14 protein-coding genes (1 of these 14 running past the window's edge) are annotated in these 19,440 nt (G+C 61.4%); 10 read left to right on the top strand and 4 right to left on the bottom strand.

The genetic code is table 11. The features are described 5' to 3' along the window. Together B1722_RS26820 and B1722_RS26825 are read right to left on the bottom strand one after the other, a co-directional pair. Nucleotides 1-3,466, bottom strand: partial view of a non-ribosomal peptide synthetase gene (locus B1722_RS26820; protein ID WP_086794921.1) — the start only. 8,855 nt of this gene lie to the left of the window's left edge; the window shows 3,466 of its 12,321 coding nt (coding positions 1-3,466); its start codon is at nucleotides 3,464-3,466; its stop codon lies off the left edge, out of view. A 229-nt stretch (nucleotides 3,467-3,695) separates the two neighbouring features. Further along, the gene (locus tag B1722_RS26825) at nucleotides 3,696-4,430 is read right to left on the bottom strand and encodes a thioesterase II family protein (protein WP_086794922.1); all 735 of its coding nucleotides are present in this window, start codon (nucleotides 4,428-4,430) and stop codon (nucleotides 3,696-3,698) included. Nucleotides 4,431-4,563: 133 nt separating this feature from the next. On the opposite strand from B1722_RS26825, the gene B1722_RS26830 reads away from it, so the two are divergent. Continuing rightward, entirely contained in the window at nucleotides 4,564-5,697 is a 1,134-nt protein-coding gene (locus tag B1722_RS26830; protein ID WP_086794923.1) for a cupin-like domain-containing protein, read from the top strand. A 183-nt stretch (nucleotides 5,698-5,880) separates the two neighbouring features. On the opposite strand, the gene B1722_RS26835 is transcribed toward B1722_RS26830, so the two are convergent. Next, complete coding sequence (locus B1722_RS26835; RefSeq protein WP_086794924.1) at nucleotides 5,881-7,053, bottom strand: MFS transporter; 1,173 nt, start codon at nucleotides 7,051-7,053, stop codon at nucleotides 5,881-5,883. 334 nt (nucleotides 7,054-7,387) lie between these two features. Between B1722_RS26835 and B1722_RS26840 the strand changes: the two genes are divergently transcribed. The 5 genes from B1722_RS26840 to B1722_RS26860 all read left to right on the top strand — a co-directional run bounded on the left by B1722_RS26840 (nucleotide 7,388) and on the right by B1722_RS26860 (nucleotide 13,482). Continuing rightward, nucleotides 7,388-8,935, top strand: a complete 1,548-nt coding sequence (locus B1722_RS26840) for a family 2 encapsulin nanocompartment cargo protein terpene cyclase (protein WP_086794925.1) — start codon at nucleotides 7,388-7,390, stop codon at nucleotides 8,933-8,935. Nucleotides 8,936-9,022: 87 nt separating this feature from the next. Further along, nucleotides 9,023-9,823, top strand: a complete 801-nt coding sequence (locus tag B1722_RS26845; RefSeq protein ID WP_041068237.1) for a glucose 1-dehydrogenase — start codon at nucleotides 9,023-9,025, stop codon at nucleotides 9,821-9,823. After that, nucleotides 9,816-11,642 carry a glycoside hydrolase family 15 protein gene (locus B1722_RS26850; protein ID WP_086794926.1) on the top strand — a complete coding sequence of 609 codons (1,827 nt, stop codon included), beginning with the start codon at nucleotides 9,816-9,818 and terminating at the stop codon, nucleotides 11,640-11,642. Before B1722_RS26845 ends, B1722_RS26850 begins: the two co-directional genes overlap by 8 nt. 391 nt (nucleotides 11,643-12,033) lie before the next feature. Next, a complete protein-coding gene (locus B1722_RS26855; RefSeq protein ID WP_086794927.1) occupies nucleotides 12,034-12,423 on the top strand; it encodes a hypothetical protein in 390 nt (129 codons plus the stop codon). 165 nt (nucleotides 12,424-12,588) lie between these two features. After that, a complete protein-coding gene (locus B1722_RS26860) occupies nucleotides 12,589-13,482 on the top strand; it encodes an alpha/beta fold hydrolase (RefSeq protein ID WP_086794928.1) in 894 nt (297 codons plus the stop codon). Here B1722_RS26860 and B1722_RS26865 read toward each other — a convergent pair. Continuing rightward, nucleotides 13,451-14,434, bottom strand: a complete 984-nt coding sequence (locus B1722_RS26865) for a GlxA family transcriptional regulator (RefSeq protein WP_041068229.1) — start codon at nucleotides 14,432-14,434, stop codon at nucleotides 13,451-13,453. The genes B1722_RS26860 and B1722_RS26865 overlap by 32 nt on opposite strands. Nucleotides 14,435-14,523: 89 nt before the next feature. Between B1722_RS26865 and inhA the strand changes: the two genes are divergently transcribed. The 4 genes from inhA (at nucleotide 14,524) to B1722_RS26885 (ending at nucleotide 18,590) form a co-directional block, all read left to right on the top strand. Continuing rightward, nucleotides 14,524-15,210 carry an isonitrile hydratase gene (gene inhA, locus B1722_RS26870; protein ID WP_041068227.1) on the top strand — a complete coding sequence of 229 codons (687 nt, stop codon included), beginning with the start codon at nucleotides 14,524-14,526 and terminating at the stop codon, nucleotides 15,208-15,210. A 231-nt stretch (nucleotides 15,211-15,441) separates the two neighbouring features. After that, a complete protein-coding gene (locus tag B1722_RS26875) occupies nucleotides 15,442-16,233 on the top strand; it encodes a CPBP family intramembrane glutamic endopeptidase (RefSeq protein WP_041068225.1) in 792 nt (263 codons plus the stop codon). A gap of 102 nt (nucleotides 16,234-16,335) precedes the next feature. Next, on the top strand, nucleotides 16,336-17,901 hold the full coding sequence (locus tag B1722_RS26880) for a PAS domain-containing methyl-accepting chemotaxis protein (protein ID WP_003223402.1): 1,566 nt from the start codon (nucleotides 16,336-16,338) through the stop codon (nucleotides 17,899-17,901). A 176-nt stretch (nucleotides 17,902-18,077) separates the two neighbouring features. Further along, complete coding sequence (locus B1722_RS26885; protein ID WP_041068223.1) at nucleotides 18,078-18,590, top strand: hypothetical protein; 513 nt, start codon at nucleotides 18,078-18,080, stop codon at nucleotides 18,588-18,590. Nucleotides 18,591-19,440: the final 850 nt, after the last annotated feature.

Raw genomic sequence — 19,440 nt, forward strand, 5'->3', positions numbered from 1 at the left:
CAAAACGCAGGCGCAAGGCGTCGTGGTGATTGATCAGGTGGGTCAGCGCCGCATCGAGCCATTGCGCGTTCAATGCCTCACGCGGGGTCAGCAGCAACGACTGGTTCCAGTGCTCGCGCACCGGCATCGCCCGGCTGAAGAAATCCTGCTGAATCGGCCCGAGCACGGCGTCACCGGTCACCGGCCCCTGATCCACCGAAGACAGATGATCGTGGCTCGCGACCAGCGCCAGACTGCGCACGGTCTGATACTGGAACAGGTCACGCGGGCTGATACGGATCCCGGCCTGCCGCGCACGGCTGACCACTTGAATCGAGATGATCGAATCGCCGCCCAGCTCGAAGAAGTTGTCGTCGAGGCCAACGCGGTCGAGGCCGAGCACAGCTTCCCAGATCGCCGCGAGGGCTTTCTGCATGGCGTCCTGTGGCGCCACGAATGCCTGTTGTGGCGCGGCATCCGGTTGCGGCAAGGCCTTGCGGTCGAGTTTGCCGTTGGCGGTGACCGGCAATTTGTCGAGGGTGATCAGGTAGGTCGGCACCATGAACTCCGGCAGACTGCCGAGCAGCCACGCCTTGACCTCTTGCTGCCATTGCTCGTCTGCCTGCGGGTTTTCCAGCACCAGATAAGCAACCAGATGCTTGCCGCCCTGCACCAGCACCACCGCCTCACGCACCAGCGAGTGCTGCATCAGGCGGGTCTCGATTTCACCCAACTCAATGCGCAAACCGCGCAACTTTACCTGGTGGTCGAGACGCCCGAGGTATTCGATCACGCCGTCGGCACGCTGCCGCACACGGTCGCCGGTGCGGTACAGGCGCGCACCGTCATGGAACGGGCACGGTACAAAACGTTCGGCCGTCAGCGCCGGGCGCTGGTGATAACTGCGCGCCAGCCCGGCGCCGCCCAGATACAGCTCACCGGCGACACCGCTCGGCACCGGCAGCAATTCGGCATCGAGGACATGGGTGCGCAGGTTGGCGATCGGCCGGCCGATCGGCACGCTGTCCGCGCCTTCATCGACACAGGTCCAGTGAGTGACGTCGATGGCCGCTTCGGTCGGGCCATACAAGTTGTAGAGGCTGGCGTTCGGCAGTTTTGCGAAGACTTGCAGCTGCGCATCCAGCGGCAACGCTTCACCGCTGCAGACAATCCGCTTGAGACCGCTGCAGCTTTCCACGCCCGCCTCGTGGATGAACGCCTGCAACATCGACGGCACAAAGTGCAGCGTGCTGATGCCGTGACGGTTGATGCTATCGATCAGTTGCAGCGGATCACGGTGCGCACCCGGCGCGGCCACCACCAGCCGCGCGCCGGTCAGCAGCGGCCAGAAAAACTCCCACACCGACACGTCGAAACTGAACGGGGTTTTCTGCAGCACCGAATCACTGGCGTCCAGCGCATAGGCCTCCTGCATCCAGCACAAACGGTTGACCAGCGCCGCGTGGCTGTTGCCGGCGCCCTTCGGTTTGCCGGTGGAACCCGAGGTGTAAATCACATACGCCAGGTTCAGCGGATCGACGCTGACCTCCGGACGGCTATCGCTGTAACGGTCGAGCAGCCCCGGCTGATCCAGGGTGATGACGTTTACGCCGTCAGTCGGCAGCGCTGCCAGCAGCGCCTGTTGCGTCAGCAGCAAAGTAATGCCGCTGTCCTCGATCATGTAGGCCAGACGCTCCTGCGGGTATTCCGGATCCAGCGGCACGTAAGCGCCGCCGGCCTTGAGAATCGCCAGCAGCGCGACGACCATTTCCACCGAACGCAGGGCGCAGACGCCAACCAGACTGTCCGCCTGCACGCCCTGTTCGCGCAGCAGATGCGCCAGACGATTGGCCCGCGCATCCAGCTCGGCGTAGCTCAGCGTCTGTTCGCCGAACAGCAGTGCCGGGGCCTGCGGCGTACGCGCGACCTGCGCTTCGATCAGTTGGTGAATCGGCGTGTCGCTCGGGTACTGCGCGTGGACGTTGTTCCAGTCGTGCACCAGCGTGCGCTGCTCGTCAGCCTCCAGCAGCGGCAACTCACCAATGCGCTGCGACGGATCAGCGACCATCGCCGTCAACAAGCGCAGCCAGTGCCGCGCCATGCGTTCGATGGTCGGTGCAGCGAACAGGTCGCTGGCGTAGGTCAGCGCGGCATGCAGCTTGCCGCCCTGCTCCCAGGTGTCCAGCGTCAGGTCGAACTGGGTGGTGCGGCTCTGCCAGTCGAGGCTGTCGAGTTGCAGGCCGGATGCGGTGCGGAGGGTGGCGATATCGGCCACGTGCGGCTGGTGGTTGTACATCACCTGGAACAGCGGCGTGTGGCTGAGGCTGCGTTCCAGCTTCAGCGCTTCGACCAGTTGCTCGAACGGCAGATCCTGATGCGCCTGCGCACCCAGCGCGGTTTCCTTGACCGCCCGCAACAGTTCGTCGACCCGGGTCTGACCGTGCAGTTGCGTGCGCAGCACCTGGGTATTGACGAAGAAGCCGATCAGGCCTTCGATCTCGCCGCGATTGCGGTTGGCGATCGGCACGCCGACCCGCAGGTCGGTCTGCCCGGTGTAACGGTGCAGCAGCGCATTGAAGGCGCCGAGCAGGAACATGAACACGGTGACCTGATGCTGTTGCGCCGCGCTGCGCAGTTGCTCGGCGAGTTGGCCGTCGACCGCGAATTCGTAACGAGCGCCGCGATAGCTCGGCATCGCCGGGCGCGAATGATCCAGTGGCAGCTCCAGCACCGGGTGTTCGTCGCCCAGTTGCGCCTGCCAATAGTCGAGCTGACGCGCCTGCTCACCGGCCTCCAGCCAGCGGCGTTGCCACAGCGCATAGTCGCTGTACTGGATCGGCAGTGGCGGCAATTGCGGCGCCTGACCGGCGTCGAACGCGTCGTAGCAACGGATGAACTCGTCGATCAACACGTTCATCGACCAGCCATCGGACACGATGTGGTGCAGGGTCAGCAGCAGCACGTGTTCCTGCTCGGCCAGCTTGAGCAAGGTCACGCGCAGCAACGGGCCGACCGCCAGATCGAATGGCAGCAGCGACTGCTGTTCGGCGGCATCGATCACCGCCTGTTCACGCCCACTGGCCGACAGAGCGCTGAAGTCTTCCCGGGTAATCAGTAGCGGCGCCGAAGCCGGCACTTGCAGCAGGCTGTCATCGGCCTGACGCTGGAACACCGTGCGCAGGGTTTCGTGACGCTCCACCAGACTGGCGAAGGCTTGCTCCAGTGCGGTCAGGTTCAGCCGCCCGTTGAGCCGCACCGCACCGGGCAGGTTGTAGGCGCCGCTCTGCGGGTCGAGTTGCCACAGGAACCACATGCGTCGCTGCGCGTAGGACAGCGCTTGACGATCCTCGGCTGCGATGCCGGCGGGTATCGGGAACCGCGCGAAATCCACGCCCTCCTTGTGCAGGGCCGCGAGGAACATCTGGCGCTTTTCCAGGGGCAACCCGATAAACCGGCGAGCAAGTTTCAAGGAGTCTTCAGCATTCATTTCTCAGCATCCGGATCAGTAGGCAGGAAGCACAAAGGCACGTCGTCCCTATAAAACGAATGCAGACCGGAAAAATTAGCGAATGAGAACAAGTGTCAGGCGGGAGGTAGAGCGGGGAATTTCTGTCGTATCGCACAACCCTGTAGGAGCTGCGGCACGCTGCGATCTTTTGATTTTAAAGATCAGGATCAAAAGATCGCAGCGTGCCGCAGCTCCTACAGGGAGCGGATCAGGCGGTGATGGCCAGGCTGTGCCGGCGATGATGTCCTTCCAGTTGATCCTTGATCACCTTGAGCACTTTGGCTTCATGCTCATGAATGAAAAAGTGCCCGCCGGCGAGCATGTCCACTGAAAAGCTGCCACGGGTTTCCTTGCTCCAGCCGATCAGTTGTTCGGTGGTCGCGCGATCCGCCTTGCCGCCCAGCACGTGCACCGGGCAGTTGAGCAACGGCCGCGACAACGGCTCGAATTTGCCGCAGAGCAGAAAGTCGGCGCGCAATATCGGCAGGGTCAGGCTCATCAGCTCGGCATTAGCCAGCACTTCTTCGCTGGTGCCGTTGAGTGTGCGCAATTGATCGATCAGTTCGGCGTCGGTTTTCGGCTCGGCAAAACCGCGATCGTAATCGGCGCGCATCGTCGGCGCCGCCGTGCCCGAGGCAAACAGCGCCACCGGTTCCGGACAGCCCAATGCGCGCAGCGCGTGAGCGATTTCGCAGGCCAGCAGCGCGCCCAGGCTATGGCCGAACACCGCATACGGCGCTTTGAGATTGGGCCGCAATTCCTTGGCCAGTTGCATCGCCAGCGCCCGCATATCCGTGTGCAGCGGCTCGTCGAAACGTGCACCGCGCCCCGGCAGTTCCACCGGTTGCAGTTGCAGCCATTGCGGCAGTTTTGGCCGCCAGCGGCTATAGACCATGGCGCTGGCCCCGGAGTACGGCAGGCACAGCAGGGTCAGCTTGTTCACCCGGCTTTTCCTCGAAAAATTTGTCTGTAGAGAGAAACGGATTACGCCCCCGGCAAATTAGTCGCGCGCCGGTAAATTGCGTCAACAGGCGCTCGTTAACTGTTCAGGCCAAAACCAATAACGAGGATTCACCGTGGACCTGCAGAGCATCCTGGGCAAGTTGTTCGCCAACGCCGGTGCCGTCGGCATCGAAGGCGTTTTCCAATTCGTGTTTGGCCCGCAGCAGGCCTACTGGTCGGAGGTCAAGGCCAGCAGTCGCACCGCGCCCGGTCGCCACCCCAGCCCCGACGTGACCATTGAAGTCGCCGAGAGTGATTTTCTCGGGATCATGGGCGGCCGGGTCAATGTCGAAGAACTGTTCGCCAGCGGACGCCTGAAAATCGGCGGCAACATGGGCCTGGCGACGCTGCTGCCGCAGATCATCGAGCATGCGATGCACGGTGGAGCCGTGGCGCAAAAGGTCGACATGAACAAGCGCTACCCGACCCCGCCACGCTTCAGCGAACAACTCACCGCCGGGCTGCCGGTGCAGACCCGCATCGAGCGCCATGCGCGCAATGATTTGTCGGTCAGCGAATTCAAAAGCAAGTATTTGCCCAACGGCATCCCGGTGGTGATCAGCAATGCACTGCAGGACTGGCCGCTGTTCAAGCTCAGTCGCGAAGAATCGCTGGTGCATTTCGCTGAACTGCAGGGAATCACCCGCCACGGCGATTACGTGAAGAAGACCTTTTCCACCGAACGTGATTTCCGCTCGACGTCCATGGCCGAGTTCATTGCCTCACTCGACCAACCGGCAGTCAAAAGGGCTGACGGCGAACCACCGGCCTACATGGGCAACAACATCCTGCCGGCGCAATTGCTGCAGCAGATCAAGTACCCGCCCTACTTCGATGCCTCGCTGTTCATCCCGCCACGCATCTGGATCGGCCCCAAAGGCACGCTGACGCCGCTGCACCGCGACGACACCGATAATTTGTTCGCGCAGGTCTGGGGCCAGAAGCAGTTCACCCTCGCCGCCCCGCATCACCGCGAAGCGCTGGGCACCTGGTCGACCGCGCCAAAGGGTGGCCTGGATGGCTGCGACTTCAACCCCGACGCGCCGGACTACCAGCGCTTTCCTGCAGCACGCGATGTGACGTTCCTGCGCGTGACGCTGGAAGCCGGGGATCTGCTGTTTCTGCCGGAGGGCTGGTTCCATCAGGTGGAATCGGTGTCGACGTCACTGTCGGTGAATTTCTGGGTGAATTCGGGACGGGGTTGGTAACCGACACCACCAAACGCCTGAAGGTATCGATAACTGTGGCGAGGGAGCTTGCTCCCGCTGGACTGCGAAGCGGTCCCAAGCTCTGAGTCTCAATGATTTCTGAAATCGGGACGACTGGTTTGCGATTGCTGCGCAATCGAGCGGGAGCAAGCTCCCTCACCACAACAGCCCGCGATGGCCGGCTTATTTCAGGTGCCGATAACTCTGAAATGCCGAGGCCAACACCACCGCCCCCGCCGCAATCGCCAGCCAGAATCCGCTGCGTGCGCCAAACGCATCCACCAGCGCGCCGGAGCCGGCGGCGCCAATCGCCACGCCGATGCTCAATCCGGTCACCAGCCAGGTCAGGCCTTCAGTCAGCTTGGCCGGCGGCACGATGCGCTCGATCAACGCCATCGCCACAATCAGCGTCGGCGAGAAGAACAATCCCGCGACAAACACCGCCAGCGACAAGCTGACAATATTGCTCGCCAGCAACAACGGCAGCGTGGTCACCGCCGTCGCCACGCCGCCATACAGGAACAGACGCGGCAACGGTAGTTTCGAACGCATCGCGCCGAAGGCGATACCGGCCAGACACGAACCGATGGCGTACACCGACAACACGATGCTCGCCGCCGCCGGCTGACCCTGCTGCTGGGCGAAGGCGACGCTGACCACATCGACCACACCGACGATGACGCCCATGGCGAGCATCAACGCCAGCAGCCATTGCACGTCGGTCGAGCGAATGATCGAACCCTGATGCTGCGACTCCTGCGGGTGCACCGCCGGTTCGGTGCTGCGCTGGGCGACAAACGCCGTCACCCCGATCGCCAGCGCCAACAGCGCGGCCAACGGCCCGGCCTCGGGAAACGCCACCACGCATAAACCCACCGACAGCGGCGGGCCGACGATGAAACAGACTTCATCGAGTACCGATTCCAGCGCATAGGCGGTCTGCAATTGCGGCTGGCCACGATAGATCTCGGTCCAGCGCGCACGCACCATCGCTGACATGCTCGGCATGCACCCGGCCAGCGCGGCGAAGATGAACAGCGTCCAGGTCGGCGCCTGCAAACGCGTGCACAACAGCAACATCAACAGCGCCCCGCCACCGATCAACGCCGACAACGGCAGCACGTTGCCCTGGCCGTAACGATCCACCAGCCGCGACACCTGCGGTGCACAAAACGCCGTGGCCAGGGCAAACGTCGCCGCCACTGCACCGGCCAGTGCGTACCCGCCCTTGAGTTGCGAGAGCATGGTGATCACGCCGATGCCGGTCATGGAAATCGGCATGCGCGCGATCATCCCGGCCAGAACAAAGGCACGGGCGCCGGGGGCGGTGAATAATTCGCGGTAGGGGTTTGCCATGGGTACAGCCTCATCAGGGGCCGCCAAGTTGCCATAAAGGTTGATGAGCGTGGAAGCGGGGAATTGTTGGTGGAATGTGAAGGCGCGAAACTCAACACCTTGCGATTCCAGGCACTCTCCCAGGATCTCTTCCCAAGACCAATGGCATTGCCGCCGACGTCAGGAATCACATAACCAATAGTCGAAAATCGCGCACACCTGTCAGGTTTTACAGGTGCCTTTTCATGCGATTGCAGTTCTCATGAGGCTTTGACTCAATGGCGTACCGCTCCTGAATGAACGGGCAACTGCTCTTGAGCACTATCCCATAGCGCACGCGCCAAGGAGCCTTGCCATGGAAGAACAGCTTATTCTGGTATCGCCCAAGGATCGCCAGACCGGTGTAGCCTCAAAGATGAAGGTGCATCATCAGGGACTGCGCCATCGCGCATTTTCGATTCTGCTCTTTGACTCACAAGGTCGGATGCTGATGCAGCAACGCGCGTTGGGCAAATATCATTCCGGCGGATTATGGACCAACACGTGCTGCGGGCATCCTCGCCCCGGCGAACGCACGGCCGCCGCTGCCCTGCGTCGACTGCAGGAGGAAATGGGCACGACGTGCAAACTGAAGAAAGTCGCCTCGATGCTCTATTACGAGCAAATGTCCAATCAACTGATCGAGCATGAATTTGACCATGTGTTTGCCGGCCTCAGCCAGCTCGATCCGGTAGCCAATCCCGAGGAAGTCGAAAGTTGGGAGTGGCTGTCGCTGGAGGAGATCACCGAACGGATCGAACAGGCACCCGAGCAGTTCACGATCTGGTTTCGCCGGATGTTCGAGCAGTTCGGGACAGGGGGTGTAAGGCAATGGTTCGAGGCCGCCCGCGATGCGTCAGCGGCACGATCAATGCCTGATGCTTTTGGGAAAAAGGCAAGATCACCCTGGGCCGTCCCGCCGTTGTATTGTCCGGCGCCGTTTCGGGTTGATACGGCGCTGGCCGAGGCTGTCGAGGATCGGCTCATGCCATGGATCAAGGAGGTCGGCATATTTGCCGGACAACTCGAAAAGGTCCGTGCCATGGGGTTCGGTCGCTTCGCCATGCTTTGCCATACCGACACTCACGATCCCGATCGCCTGCTGCTTTCGGCACAGTGCATCGCCGCCCTGTTTGCCGTGGATGATTACTACTGTGATGACGAGCGAACCGGCTCCGAACCGCGCCTGGTAGGGCCCCGACTTTCGCTGGCGCTGGCCGCACTGGAGCCGGCGCACCTGCCCTCTCGCTTTCGTTGCGGTCTTGATCAGGCACTGAACAGTGACCCGGTACTGGTTGCGCTTCGCGCCTATATGGACCGCGTTCAGGCATTCGCATCTTCCGTACAAGTGGCCAGGGTACGCCACGAAATCATCGCCATGTTTGTCACCATGACTGCCGAAGCGGCCTGGCGTCTGGAAGGATTGACCCCACCCATCTGGGAATACCTCGCTCAACGCCAGACCAACAGTTTTTTACCCTGCATGTCATTGATCGACGTGATCGGCGGATACGAACTGCCAGCACACATCTACAGCGCCCCTGCCGTGCGGCGCGTGACCACGCTGGCCGCCAGCGCCACGATCGTCGCCAACGATCTGTATTCCGCACACAAGGAAAATCAGGCCGCAATCGGCGATTTCAATCTGCCGCTGTTACTGGCTCGCGAACACAATTGCACGCCCCGACAAGCGATGATCAAGTGCGCGCACGTTCATGACGAAATCGTGCACCTGTATGAAGCGGCGGAACAAGCCGTGCTGCCGGATGCATCGCCGCTGCTGCAGCGTTTTCTGACCGGCATAAAAAGCTGGGTCTCCGGCAGTCTTGAATGGCACCGGCACAGCGGCCGCTATCACGTCTGAACGTGTCGATCTTTTCATGCATGCGGATGAACTCTCGCAGCTCGCCATGGGTCAGCTGACTGAGCCCTTAACCCAGGCATTTCGAGCATGCAGATTTCCCTCGCCCGCCAAGTAGCACTGGTCACCGGCGCCAGTTCCGGCATCGGCCATGCCGCCGCCAAAGCGCTGGCCGCTGCCGGCGCCGCCGTCGTCATCAATTACCACCGTCAGGCCGAACCTGCTGAAGCGCTGGCGCAGCAAATCATCGCCGACGGCGGTCAGGCGCTGGCCATCGGCGCCGATATTTCCAAGGAAGACCAAGTCGAACGGCTGTTCGCCGAGACCCTCGAAGCCTTTGGTGCGCTGGACATTCTGGTGGCCAATTCCGGTCTGCAAAAGGATGCCGCTGCGGTGGACATGACTCTGGAAGACTGGAACACGGTGATCGGCGTCAACCTCACCGGCCAGTTTCTCTGCGCCCGCGCCGCGTTGCGGATTTTCAACCGTCAGGGCGTGCGTGAAGGCGTGTCCCGCGCCGCCGGCAAGATCATTCACATGAGTTCGGTGCATCAGCGCATCCCTTGGGCCGGGCACGTCAACTATGCGGCGTCCAAGGGCGGCGTCGATCAGTTGATGCAGACCCTCGCCCAGGAAGTCAGCCAGCAGCGCATCCGTATCAACGGCATCGCGCCGGGGGCGATTCGCACGGCAATCAACAAAGAAGCCACCGAAGGCGCCGCCGGTGAAAAGCTGCTGGAGCTGATCCCCTACGGTCGCGTTGGCGATGTCGAGGACATCGCCAACGCGGTGGTGTTTCTCGCTTCCGACGCCGCCGACTACATCGTCGGCACCACCCTGTTCATCGACGGCGGCATGAGTCTTTATCCGGAGTTTCGTGGCAATGGCTGAGCATCATCCTGAACGACAAAGCCCGATCGACGCCCACGGCATCATCGGCGACCTGCGCAGTGCCGCACTGGTCAACGACAAGGGCAGCGTGGATTTTTTCTGCTGGCCGGAATTCGACAGCCCGTCGATCTTCTGTTCGCTGCTCGACACGCCCGAGGCGGGGATTTTCCAGCTCGCCCCGGACTTGCCCGATGCCCGGCGCGAGCAGATCTACCTGCCCGACACCAACGTGCTGCAGACGCGCTGGCTCAGCGAACAGGCCGTAGTGGAAATCACCGATCTGCTGCCGATCGGCGACAGTGTCGATGACCTGCCGCTGCTGATGCGCCGGGTGCGGGTGGTCAGCGGTGAAGCGACCTTTCACATGCGCTGCGCGGTGCGCCATGACTACGCGCGTGCCAACACCCGCGCGCAGATGGATCAACAATCGGTGATTTTCAGCGCCGAGGGTCAGCCCTCACTGCGGCTGGTGGCGGATCAGGCGTTGCACATCGATGGCGAGTCGGCCGTTGCCTCCTTCAGTTTGAAACAGGATCAGCACGCCGAATTTGTTCTCGGTGGCGCCGACGATCCGCGTTTCAAGGATGACGGCGCGAAAATGTGCCTGGAGCGCACGTTGAAGTTCTGGCGTGACTGGATCGGCCAGTCCAACTACCGCGGGCGTTGGCGGGAGATGGTCAATCGTTCGGCACTGGCGCTGAAGTTGCTGACCTCGCGCAAGCACGGCGCGATCCTCGCCGCCGCCACCTTTGGCCTGCCGGAAACCCCCGGCGGCGAGCGCAACTGGGATTATCGCTACACCTGGATCCGCGACGCCTCCTTCACCGTCTACGCGTTCATGCGCCTGGGCTTTGTCGACGAGGCCAACGCCTACATGGGCTGGCTGCGTGGGCGGGTCAGCGATTGTCAGGGTCATTCGACCAAACTCAACATCCTCTATGCGATCGACGGTCGCCAGGAGCTGCCGGAAACCGAACTCACGCACCTTTCCGGTCATGGTGGCGCGCAACCGGTGCGCATCGGCAATGGCGCGTACGATCAGATTCAGCTCGATATCTTTGGCGAACTGATGGACGCGGTGTACCTGGTCAACAAGTACGGCGACGCGATTTCCCACCAGGGCTGGAAACACGTGCGCGAAGTAGTCGATCAGGTGTGTGAGACCTGGCAGACAACCGATGTAGGTATTTGGGAAATGCGCGGTGAGCAGCATCACTTCTTGCACTCGCGACTGATGTGTTGGGTGGCGCTTGACCGGGCCATCCGCCTGGCCTCGAAACGCTCGCTGCCGGCGCCGTTCGTCCAGTGGGATCAGACCCGGCAGGCGATCTACGCCGACATCTGGGACAACTTCTGGAATGAGGAGCGCGGGCATTTCGTCCAGTACAAGGGCGGCACCGCGCTCGACGGTTCGATGCTGCTGATGCCGCTGGTGCGCTTCGTCAGCGCCAAGGACCCGCGCTGGCTGTCGACCCTTGAAGCGATCGAAAAGACGCTGGTGCGCGACGGCATGGTTTATCGCTATCGCAACGATGACGCCAACATTGACGGTTTGACCGGCACCGAAGGCGCCTTTGCCGCCTGCTCGTTCTGGTACGTCGAATGCCTGGCCCGGGCCGGTCAGGTGGAAAAGGCCCATCTGGAATTCGAGCAATTGCTGCGTTATGCGAACCCGCTAGGGTTATACGCCGAAGAGTTCGACAGCCATGGCCGGCACCTGGGCAACACCCCGCAGGCGCTGACGCATCTGGCGTTGATCAGTGCGGCGAGTTTTCTCGATCGGCGTTTGAGTGGGGAAAAGAGTGAGTGGCAGCCGTAAAGCTCGCCACTTTCTGTAGGACATATTCCACAAAACTGTGCTTTACCAGGCCAGGTCCTACGCAGCCATCAGCAGAATAATTCCCTTTGTGGCGAGGGAGCTTGCTCCCGCCGGGTCGCGAAGCGGCCCCAAACCCCGCGCCCCATTTGTCCTGAGGGACCGCATTGCCTGACTTTGCGACTGCTGCGCAGCCGAGCGGGAGCAAGCTCCCTCGCCACAGGTTGCCTACCTCGATGCCTACATCCACTCAACGATTCCTACACATTCCCTCCCCCGCAACTTGCACTTACACCCCGAAATACCTTGTTGCCAGCTGTTACATCCACCCCTACCATCCACCGCAACGGGCACAGCGGAGCTGTCCAATAAAACCCGAATTCAAGGAACCAGAATGACCCAGCACGTCCACCGTCCTATCGCCACGCCCCTGCGCAGCGGCCTGACCCGCACCCAACTGTGGGAAGCCGCCGACAAAGGCCTGATCAAATGCTGGGAAATCGGCCGCCAGCGCGCCAGCCGCTTCCCCGACCTCGCGCAACAATGCCTCGCCGGTGAACTGCCAGTACTCGGCTGGAAAGGTGGCGTCAGCCGCAGCCTGAAGAAAAACGAAAAATACGGCTCGCTGAAATACCTGGCGCAGTGGCAAGGATTGCGTGGCGAAGACCTGGATATTGATCTGAGTGAAGAACGCTCGATGACCTGCTCGCGGACGAAGATGCGGGTGACGTTTACCCCGGATCGGACGAAGTATTTCAATCAGGTGGCGGAAGCCGAGGCTTAAGGAGAAGCAACCCCGGCAAGTGACGCTTCACCTGTGGCGAGGGAGCTTGCTCCCGCCGGGTTGCGAAGCGACCCCATACCTGCTGCGCAGGCCTGCGGGAGCAAGCTCCCTCGCCACAACGGAATGGTCTAGTGTTGCCTGACGCCCATTGCTGTGGAGTCTGCCGTGTCTGACATTCAATGCGTATTGACACCGAGCCTGACCGTTGCCTTTGAACAGCACGGCCCGTCCACTGGCGACGCGGTCATCTTGCTGCATGGCTTCCCCTACTCGCCTCGGGCGTACGATGAAATCGCCCCCGCCCTCGCGGCCCACGGTTATCGGGTGATCGTCCCGTATCTGCGCGGTTACGGGCCGACTCGCTTCAACCACCCCGAAACACTGCGCTCCGGCCAGCAAGCGGCCCTCGCTCAGGATTTGCTGGAGTTGATGAACGCACTGGGTATCGAACGTGCAACGCTTTGCGGTTACGACTGGGGCGGTCGTGCAGCGTGCATCGTTGCGGCGCTGTTTCCCGAGCGGGTACTCGGGTTGGTGACGGGGGATGGTTATAACGTGCAGGACATCGCCAATTCGACCCGGCCGCTGGATCCCGAGTCCGAGCATCGCTATTGGTACCAGTACTATTTCCACACGCCTCGAGGCGTCGCGGGCCTGACGCAAAACCGGCGGGCGCTCTGTGAACTGCTCTGGAGCTTGTGGTCACCGACCTGGGCACGCAACGCCGAACGTTATCCGCTGAGCGCTCCGGCCTTCGACAACCCTGACTTCGTGGACGTGGTGATTCATTCCTACCGTCATCGCTTCATTTATGCCGCAGGCGATCCGGCACTGCAATGGATGGAAGACGCGTTGATCAAACAACCGCCGATCAGCGTGCCGACTATCTCCCTGTGCGGTGCCGATGACGGGGTCGGTCCGGCACCGGCAGAAGATCAAGACATTGCACACTTCACCGGCCCGTATGAAAGGCGCGTGCTGCACGGCGTCGGCCACAACATCCCCGAAGAGGCGCCCCAGCAAACCCTCAAGGCGTTACTTGATCTGCTGCAGCACTGACCGAAAACCGTTCCCGATACGCCTGCGGCGTCACGCCCATGGTCCGCAGAAAACTGCGGCGCAAGGTTTCTTCACTGCCAAACCCGCAGTTGGCCGCAATGCGTTTCACCGGCAGCCCGGTGTCACTGAGCAGGCGCCGGGCGGTTTCGACGCGGATCAGTTCGATGGCGCGGGCGGGGGTCTGGCCGGTGTCGGCGCGGTAGTGGCGGATGAAACTGCGTTCGCTCATCCCGGCCTGTTCGGCCAGGGTCGGGACGCCGAGGTCGCAGGTGAGGTTTTCGGCGATCCAGGCGTGCAAATCATCGAAACGGTTGCCTTGTTTTTGCAGTGACAACGTCACGCTGAATTGCGACTGCCCGCCCGGGCGCTTGAGGAACACCACCAATTGTCGGGCGACGTCCAGGGCCATGTCGCGACCGAGGTCGTCTTCGACCATGGCCAGCGCGAGGTCGATGCCGGCGGTGACGCCCGCCGAGGTCCAGACCGGGCCGTCGTTGATGAAGATCGGATTGGGCTCGACCTGCAATTGCGGGTGCTGCCGCGCCAGTTGTTCGCAGCGCGTCCAGTGGGTGACGACCCGGCGACCGTCGAGCCAGCCGCTGGCCGCCAGCAGAAACGCGCCGGTGCAAACCGAGGCAACACGCCGGCATCCACCGGCATGTTCACGCACCCAGCTCACCAATTCAGCGTCTTCGGCAGCCGCGTAAACGCCCCAGCCACCGGCGATGATCAGGGTATCGCTGGGCTGATTCGGCAGCGGCTCGGCCAGCATCGCCAACCCGGCGGAAGCGTTCACCGCCCCGCCGCCGCTGGCGATGACCGTTGGCGCGTAAGGCGCAGGCAAACCCTGCTGGCGGGCGATATCGTTGGCCGAAGCGAATACTTGCAACGGGCCCGTGACATCGAGCAATTGCACATTGGCGAACGCGAGAACGTGGATGGTTTTCGACATTTGGCGTAATTCGTGGGCTGATTGGCGTATGCGCCAAAACCTACGCGCCTACAGTGAAGCCGTCCAGCCCTTTTCACGGAGATGAATTCATGACGTTGCAGATCGGTTTTCTGTTGTTTCCGCAGGTGCAGCAACTCGACCTGACCGGTCCCTATGACGTACTGGCCTCGCTGCCGGACGTGCAGGTGCATCTGATCTGGAAAGATCTGGTGCCGATCACCGCCAGCACCGGCCTGCTGTTGAAACCGACCACCACCTTCGAGGACTGCCCGAATCTGGATGTGATCTGCATACCCGGCGGCGCCGGGGTCGGGCCGCTGATGGAAGATGAGCAGACGTTGGAGTTCATCAGGCGTCAGGCGGCGCAGGCCAGGTATGTAACGTCGGTTTGCACCGGTTCGCTGGTGCTGGGCGCGGCGGGACTGCTGAAAGGCAAACGTGCGACCACCCACTGGGCCTATCACGAACTGCTGCCGAAACTCGGCGCGATTGCGGTGCAGGACCGGGTGGTACGCGACGGCAATCTGTTTACCGGTGGCGGCATTACCGCAGGCATCGACTTTGCGTTGGTGCTGGCGGCTGAACTGGTAGGGGCCGAGGCGGCGCAGTTGATTCAGTTGCAACTGGAATATGCGCCGGCGCCGCCGTTCAATTCGGGCAGTCCTGATACGGCGCCGAGTGCGGTTGTTGAAGAAGCCCGCAAGCGTGCAGCTCCGTCGTTGAAGTTGCGCACTGAAATCACCGAGCGCGCGGCGGTGAAATTGAACCTGCACTGATCTTTCAGCCTTGCACGAATCCCTGTGGGAGCTGGCTTGCCAGCGATGGCGGTACATCAGGCGATGAAGATGTCGGCTGTACAAGCCTCATCGCTGGCAAGCCAGCTCCCACATTTTTTTGCGTCAGCCAAAGGTCTGCATGTTGTCCCGGTTTCTCGCCTCAACTTCACTTGTACCCTCGTCCCCACCCGTGTAGAAAGCCTGTCCACAAATCGTGCACAAGGACTTTCCATGACAGCTTTGCCATGGCTCTATCTCGGGCTTCTCAGCCTTGGTTACGGACTGGCGTTGAGCTTTGGCCAACTCGGCTGGCTTGCGCTGATCTCCTTCGGACTGTTGCTGGTGGCCGGTTTCGCCGTGCGCCAACAGCTGGTGCCGGTGGCGCGGTTGCTGGGCCACGCTGTGTTTGTTTTCCTCGCCCTGTCACTGGCGCTGCACTGGTTGCCGGGGTTCGACAACGGTCGGGCCATCGCGAAGATGCGTTTCACCGATGACGCCGTGCCGTTCGCGATGTACCTGAATCTGGACAAACCGCTGATCGGCTTCTGGCTGCTTTTGGCCTGCCCGTGGATCGTCGCCGCCCGCTCGCTGCGTCTGACGGTATTCGCCAGCGTCCTCGGCCTGATGTTGAGCGCAACCCTGGCCCTGGGTGGCGCACTGTTATTCGGGATGATTGCCTGGGCACCGAAGTGGCCTGATCAGGCGTGGCTGTGGCTGCTGAACAATCTGCTGTTGGTGACGCTGGTCGAGGAGGCGCTGTTTCGCGGCTATATACAGGGCGGTTTGAGCCGCCTGTTCAAGCACCTGCCGCACGGCGACAACCTCGCCCTGCTGCTGGCGTCGCTGATCTTTGCCCTGGCGCATCTGGGCGCGGGATGGCACTGGGTGTTGCTGGCGGGACTGGCGGGTGTCGGCTATGGTCTGGCCTACCGCTTTGGTGGGCTTGCGGCGGCGATCGCCACGCACTTTGGGCTGAACCTGCTGCATTTTGCGCTGTTCACCTATCCGATGCTCGCCGGTTGAAGCAAGCGCGGTTTTGCGACGCCGTGCTGATATCTGAAAAAAAACTTCAATAATTTCCTGACAGCGCCGACAACCTTTCAAAGCCTTGCGGATTGAAAAACCATGCGTAACAACCAGCCCATTACACAACGCGAACGGACTTTCCCGGCTCAGCAGCGGTTGATTTCCACAACCGACGCCAAGGGCGTGATCACCTACTGCAACGACGCTTTCGTCGAAATCAGCGGGTTTTCGCGTGAAGAACTGATCCGTGCGCCGCACAACCTGGTCCGTCACCCCGACGTGCCGGCGGCGGTGTTTTCGCACATGTGGGGCACACTGAAACAAGGCTTGCCATGGATGGGCATTGTCAAGAACCGCTGTAAATCCGGTGACCACTACTGGGTGAACGCCTACGTGACACCGGTGTTCGACGGCAATCAGGTGGTCGGTTACGAGTCGGTGCGGATCAAACCCACCGCCGAACAGATCCGCCGTGCCGAAGCGCTCTACCAACGCATCAACCAGGGCAAGTCGGCGATCCCTTCCAGCGACAAATGGCTGCCGGTGCTGCAGGACTGGTTGCCGTTCATTCTGGTCAGCCAGCTGAGCTTCGTGATCGGCGCGACGCTGAACTCGCACTGGGGCTTTGCCCTCGCGGCCGGTTTGTCGGTACCACTGGGCCTGATGGGCCTGCAATGGCAGCAACGCGGACTCAAGCGCCTGCTGCGCCTGGCCGAACAGACCACCTCCGACCCGCTGATCGCGCAGATGTACACCGACAGCCGTGGCGCGCAGGCGCGTCTGGAAATGTCGATCCTCAGCCAGGAAGCGCGCCTGAAAACCTGCCTGACCCGTCTGCAGGACACCGCCGAGCACCTGACCGATCAGGCCAAACAGTCCGACGCCCTGGCGCACAACAGCTCCAGCGGTCTGGAACGTCAGCGCGTGGAAACCGAACAGGTCGCCACCGCCGTCAACCAGATGGCCGCCACCACCCAGGAAGTGGCCAGCCACGTACAGCGCACTGCTGACGCGACACAAGAAGCCAACCGCCTGACCGGTCGCGGTCGCGACATCGCCGGGGAAACCCGCGAAGCCATCCAGCGCCTGTCGGTCGTCGTCGGGGAAACCGGCCTGACCGTCACGCAACTGGCCAAGGACAGCGACGAAATCGGCGGCGTGGTCGACGTGATCAAAGGCATCGCCGACCAGACCAACCTGCTCGCGCTCAACGCTGCGATTGAAGCCGCACGTGCCGGCGAGATGGGCCGTGGTTTTGCCGTGGTCGCCGACGAAGTCCGCCAACTGGCACAACGCACCAGCGAATCCACCGGCCAGATCCACGCCCTGATCGCCAAGCTGCAACAGACCGCTTCGAGTGCCGTACAGACCATGGAAGCCGGGCATCGTCAGGCGGAAGAAGGTGTAGCGCGGGTACTGGAAGCGGATCAGGCCCTGGTCGGCATCAGCGAAGCGGTGGCCAACATCACCGACATGACCACCCAGATCGCCGCCGCGACCGAAGAGCAAAGTGCAGTGGCTGAGGAGATCAGCCGCAACATCAGCAACATTTCGGAACTGGCGGACCAGACCTCGGAACAGGCGCATAACTCGGCGCTGCTGAGTGAAGAGCTGACCAAGACGGCGAATACGCAGTATTCGTTGGTGGAGCGGTTTAACCGCTAAAGGCAAGATCACCGCTTCATCTGAAAACCCGGACAGCGAAAGCTTCCGGGTTTTTTATTGCTGTGCTACCTGTCAGATCTGACAGTAGACGCCTACCTGTTCGAGCGGGTATCAAGAGAAACCGTAATTGCAGTCGGTTGTAACACCTCCTCTTACTCGAAAAGGCAGGTTTAACAATGACCACTCACGCTATTTTTCTTCCGAAAACGCCACCGGTGCGCGATGACCAGTTTCAATGGAGATTGGGCGACAAACAGAAAACAGCGGAATTCAGCTCCTTCTATCTAGGCGAGTTTTTGGGGGAGTTTTATTGGGCCATAAGCGGTGGAACAGGGAATTTCGACGATGAAAACTATTTTGCTTTCTCCATGACTCTGCCCTACCAATCCGATGAGACTCTCACAGGTGTTTATCACCTCGACCAAGGGCTGACATGTGTACACAGCCATTGGATCCCTGCGCCACCGGGATTCATCGGAATGGCTACGATAGACGCCGACTCGGCGACCCTCAGCATCAAATATGACCCTGAAACGGACATCGCTACCGGATCATTCGAGGCCTTGTTCAAAAGTAATCGCTATCGTCTGAAGCCCAAGGGGACTTTCACCATGACCCGGGTGAGACCGACTGAAGCCGGCTCACTGCAATTCCGGGCAAGCCCACCTCAACATCCGTTGAAAGAATGACTTCGTGCAGGCGCGGCCGCAGGATGCGATCCTTTGACTTTTAAAGCCCGGACGGCGAAAGCGTCCGGGCTTTTTATTGCCAGCCTGAAACTCATGGTGCCTGGCAGACTGCTTTTGCGAGCAAGCATGCTCCCACAGTGAGATCAGGTCTCATCAGTTAGAGATTGGTCGGCTGTCAGACCGTCATCGCTGGCAAGCCAGCTCCCACAGTGGGATCGGGTGCCATCCGTTAGAAATTGGTCGGCTGCCAGGCCGCCATCGCTGGCAAGCCAGCTCCCACAGTGGAATCGGGTACCATCAGTTTAGAAACTGGTCGGCTGTCAGGCCGCCATCGCTGGCAAGCCAGCTCCCACAGTGGAATCGGGTGCCATCAGTTTAGAAACTGGTCGGCTGTCAGGCCGCCATCGCTGGCAAGCATGCTCCCACAGTGGAATCGGGTGCCATCAGTTTAGAAATTGGTCGGCTGTCAGGCCGCCATCGCCAGCAGGCTGGCTCCCACACAAGAGCAAGAGCAGAACCCGCACCGCNTCCCACACAAGAGCAAGAGCAGAACCCGCACCGCTCTTGCTCCTCACCACTCAACACGATGAACGTTAGCTCGAGTACCGCTTTTGATCTTGATCCACGGGCGACATCGGAAGGCTGAGTGGAGGGATTGAGCCGGGGGTGGGAGCGCAGCGACCGTTTGGCGCAGCCAAACACAGCGAGAGGAGGTGCAGCGAAGCAAACCGTAGGCGCTGCCCCCCGGATCGATCCCGCAGCGAAGGAACCCCGAGCCTCAGCGAGCGGGCCGGACGTAGGAGCATGAAGGGATCAACCACATAGGTAACAGAAGAGTTCAGACACATAG

Origin of the sequence: Pseudomonas sp. SCPG-7 (assembly GCF_002156405.1) — a bacterium.
Taxonomy (GTDB): domain Bacteria; phylum Pseudomonadota; class Gammaproteobacteria; order Pseudomonadales; family Pseudomonadaceae; genus Aquipseudomonas; species Aquipseudomonas parakoreensis.

Bases quoted from the DNA above. Each gene is read 5' to 3' on its own strand.
- B1722_RS26835 (WP_086794924.1), bottom strand. From the start codon at position 7,053: ATGGCAAACCCCTACCGCGAATTATTCACCGCCCCCGGCGCCCGTGCC.
- B1722_RS26840 (WP_086794925.1), top strand. From the start codon at position 7,388: ATGGAAGAACAGCTTATTCTGGTATCGCCCAAGGATCGCCAGACCGGT.
- B1722_RS26845 (WP_041068237.1), top strand. From the start codon at position 9,023: ATGCAGATTTCCCTCGCCCGCCAAGTAGCACTGGTCACCGGCGCCAGT.
- B1722_RS26850 (WP_086794926.1), top strand. From the start codon at position 9,816: ATGGCTGAGCATCATCCTGAACGACAAAGCCCGATCGACGCCCACGGC.
- B1722_RS26855 (WP_086794927.1), top strand. From the start codon at position 12,034: ATGACCCAGCACGTCCACCGTCCTATCGCCACGCCCCTGCGCAGCGGC.
- B1722_RS26865 (WP_041068229.1), bottom strand. From the start codon at position 14,434: ATGTCGAAAACCATCCACGTTCTCGCGTTCGCCAATGTGCAATTGCTC.
- inhA (WP_041068227.1), top strand. From the start codon at position 14,524: ATGACGTTGCAGATCGGTTTTCTGTTGTTTCCGCAGGTGCAGCAACTC.
- B1722_RS26875 (WP_041068225.1), top strand. From the start codon at position 15,442: ATGACAGCTTTGCCATGGCTCTATCTCGGGCTTCTCAGCCTTGGTTAC.
- B1722_RS26880 (WP_003223402.1), top strand. From the start codon at position 16,336: ATGCGTAACAACCAGCCCATTACACAACGCGAACGGACTTTCCCGGCT.
- B1722_RS26885 (WP_041068223.1), top strand. From the start codon at position 18,078: ATGACCACTCACGCTATTTTTCTTCCGAAAACGCCACCGGTGCGCGAT.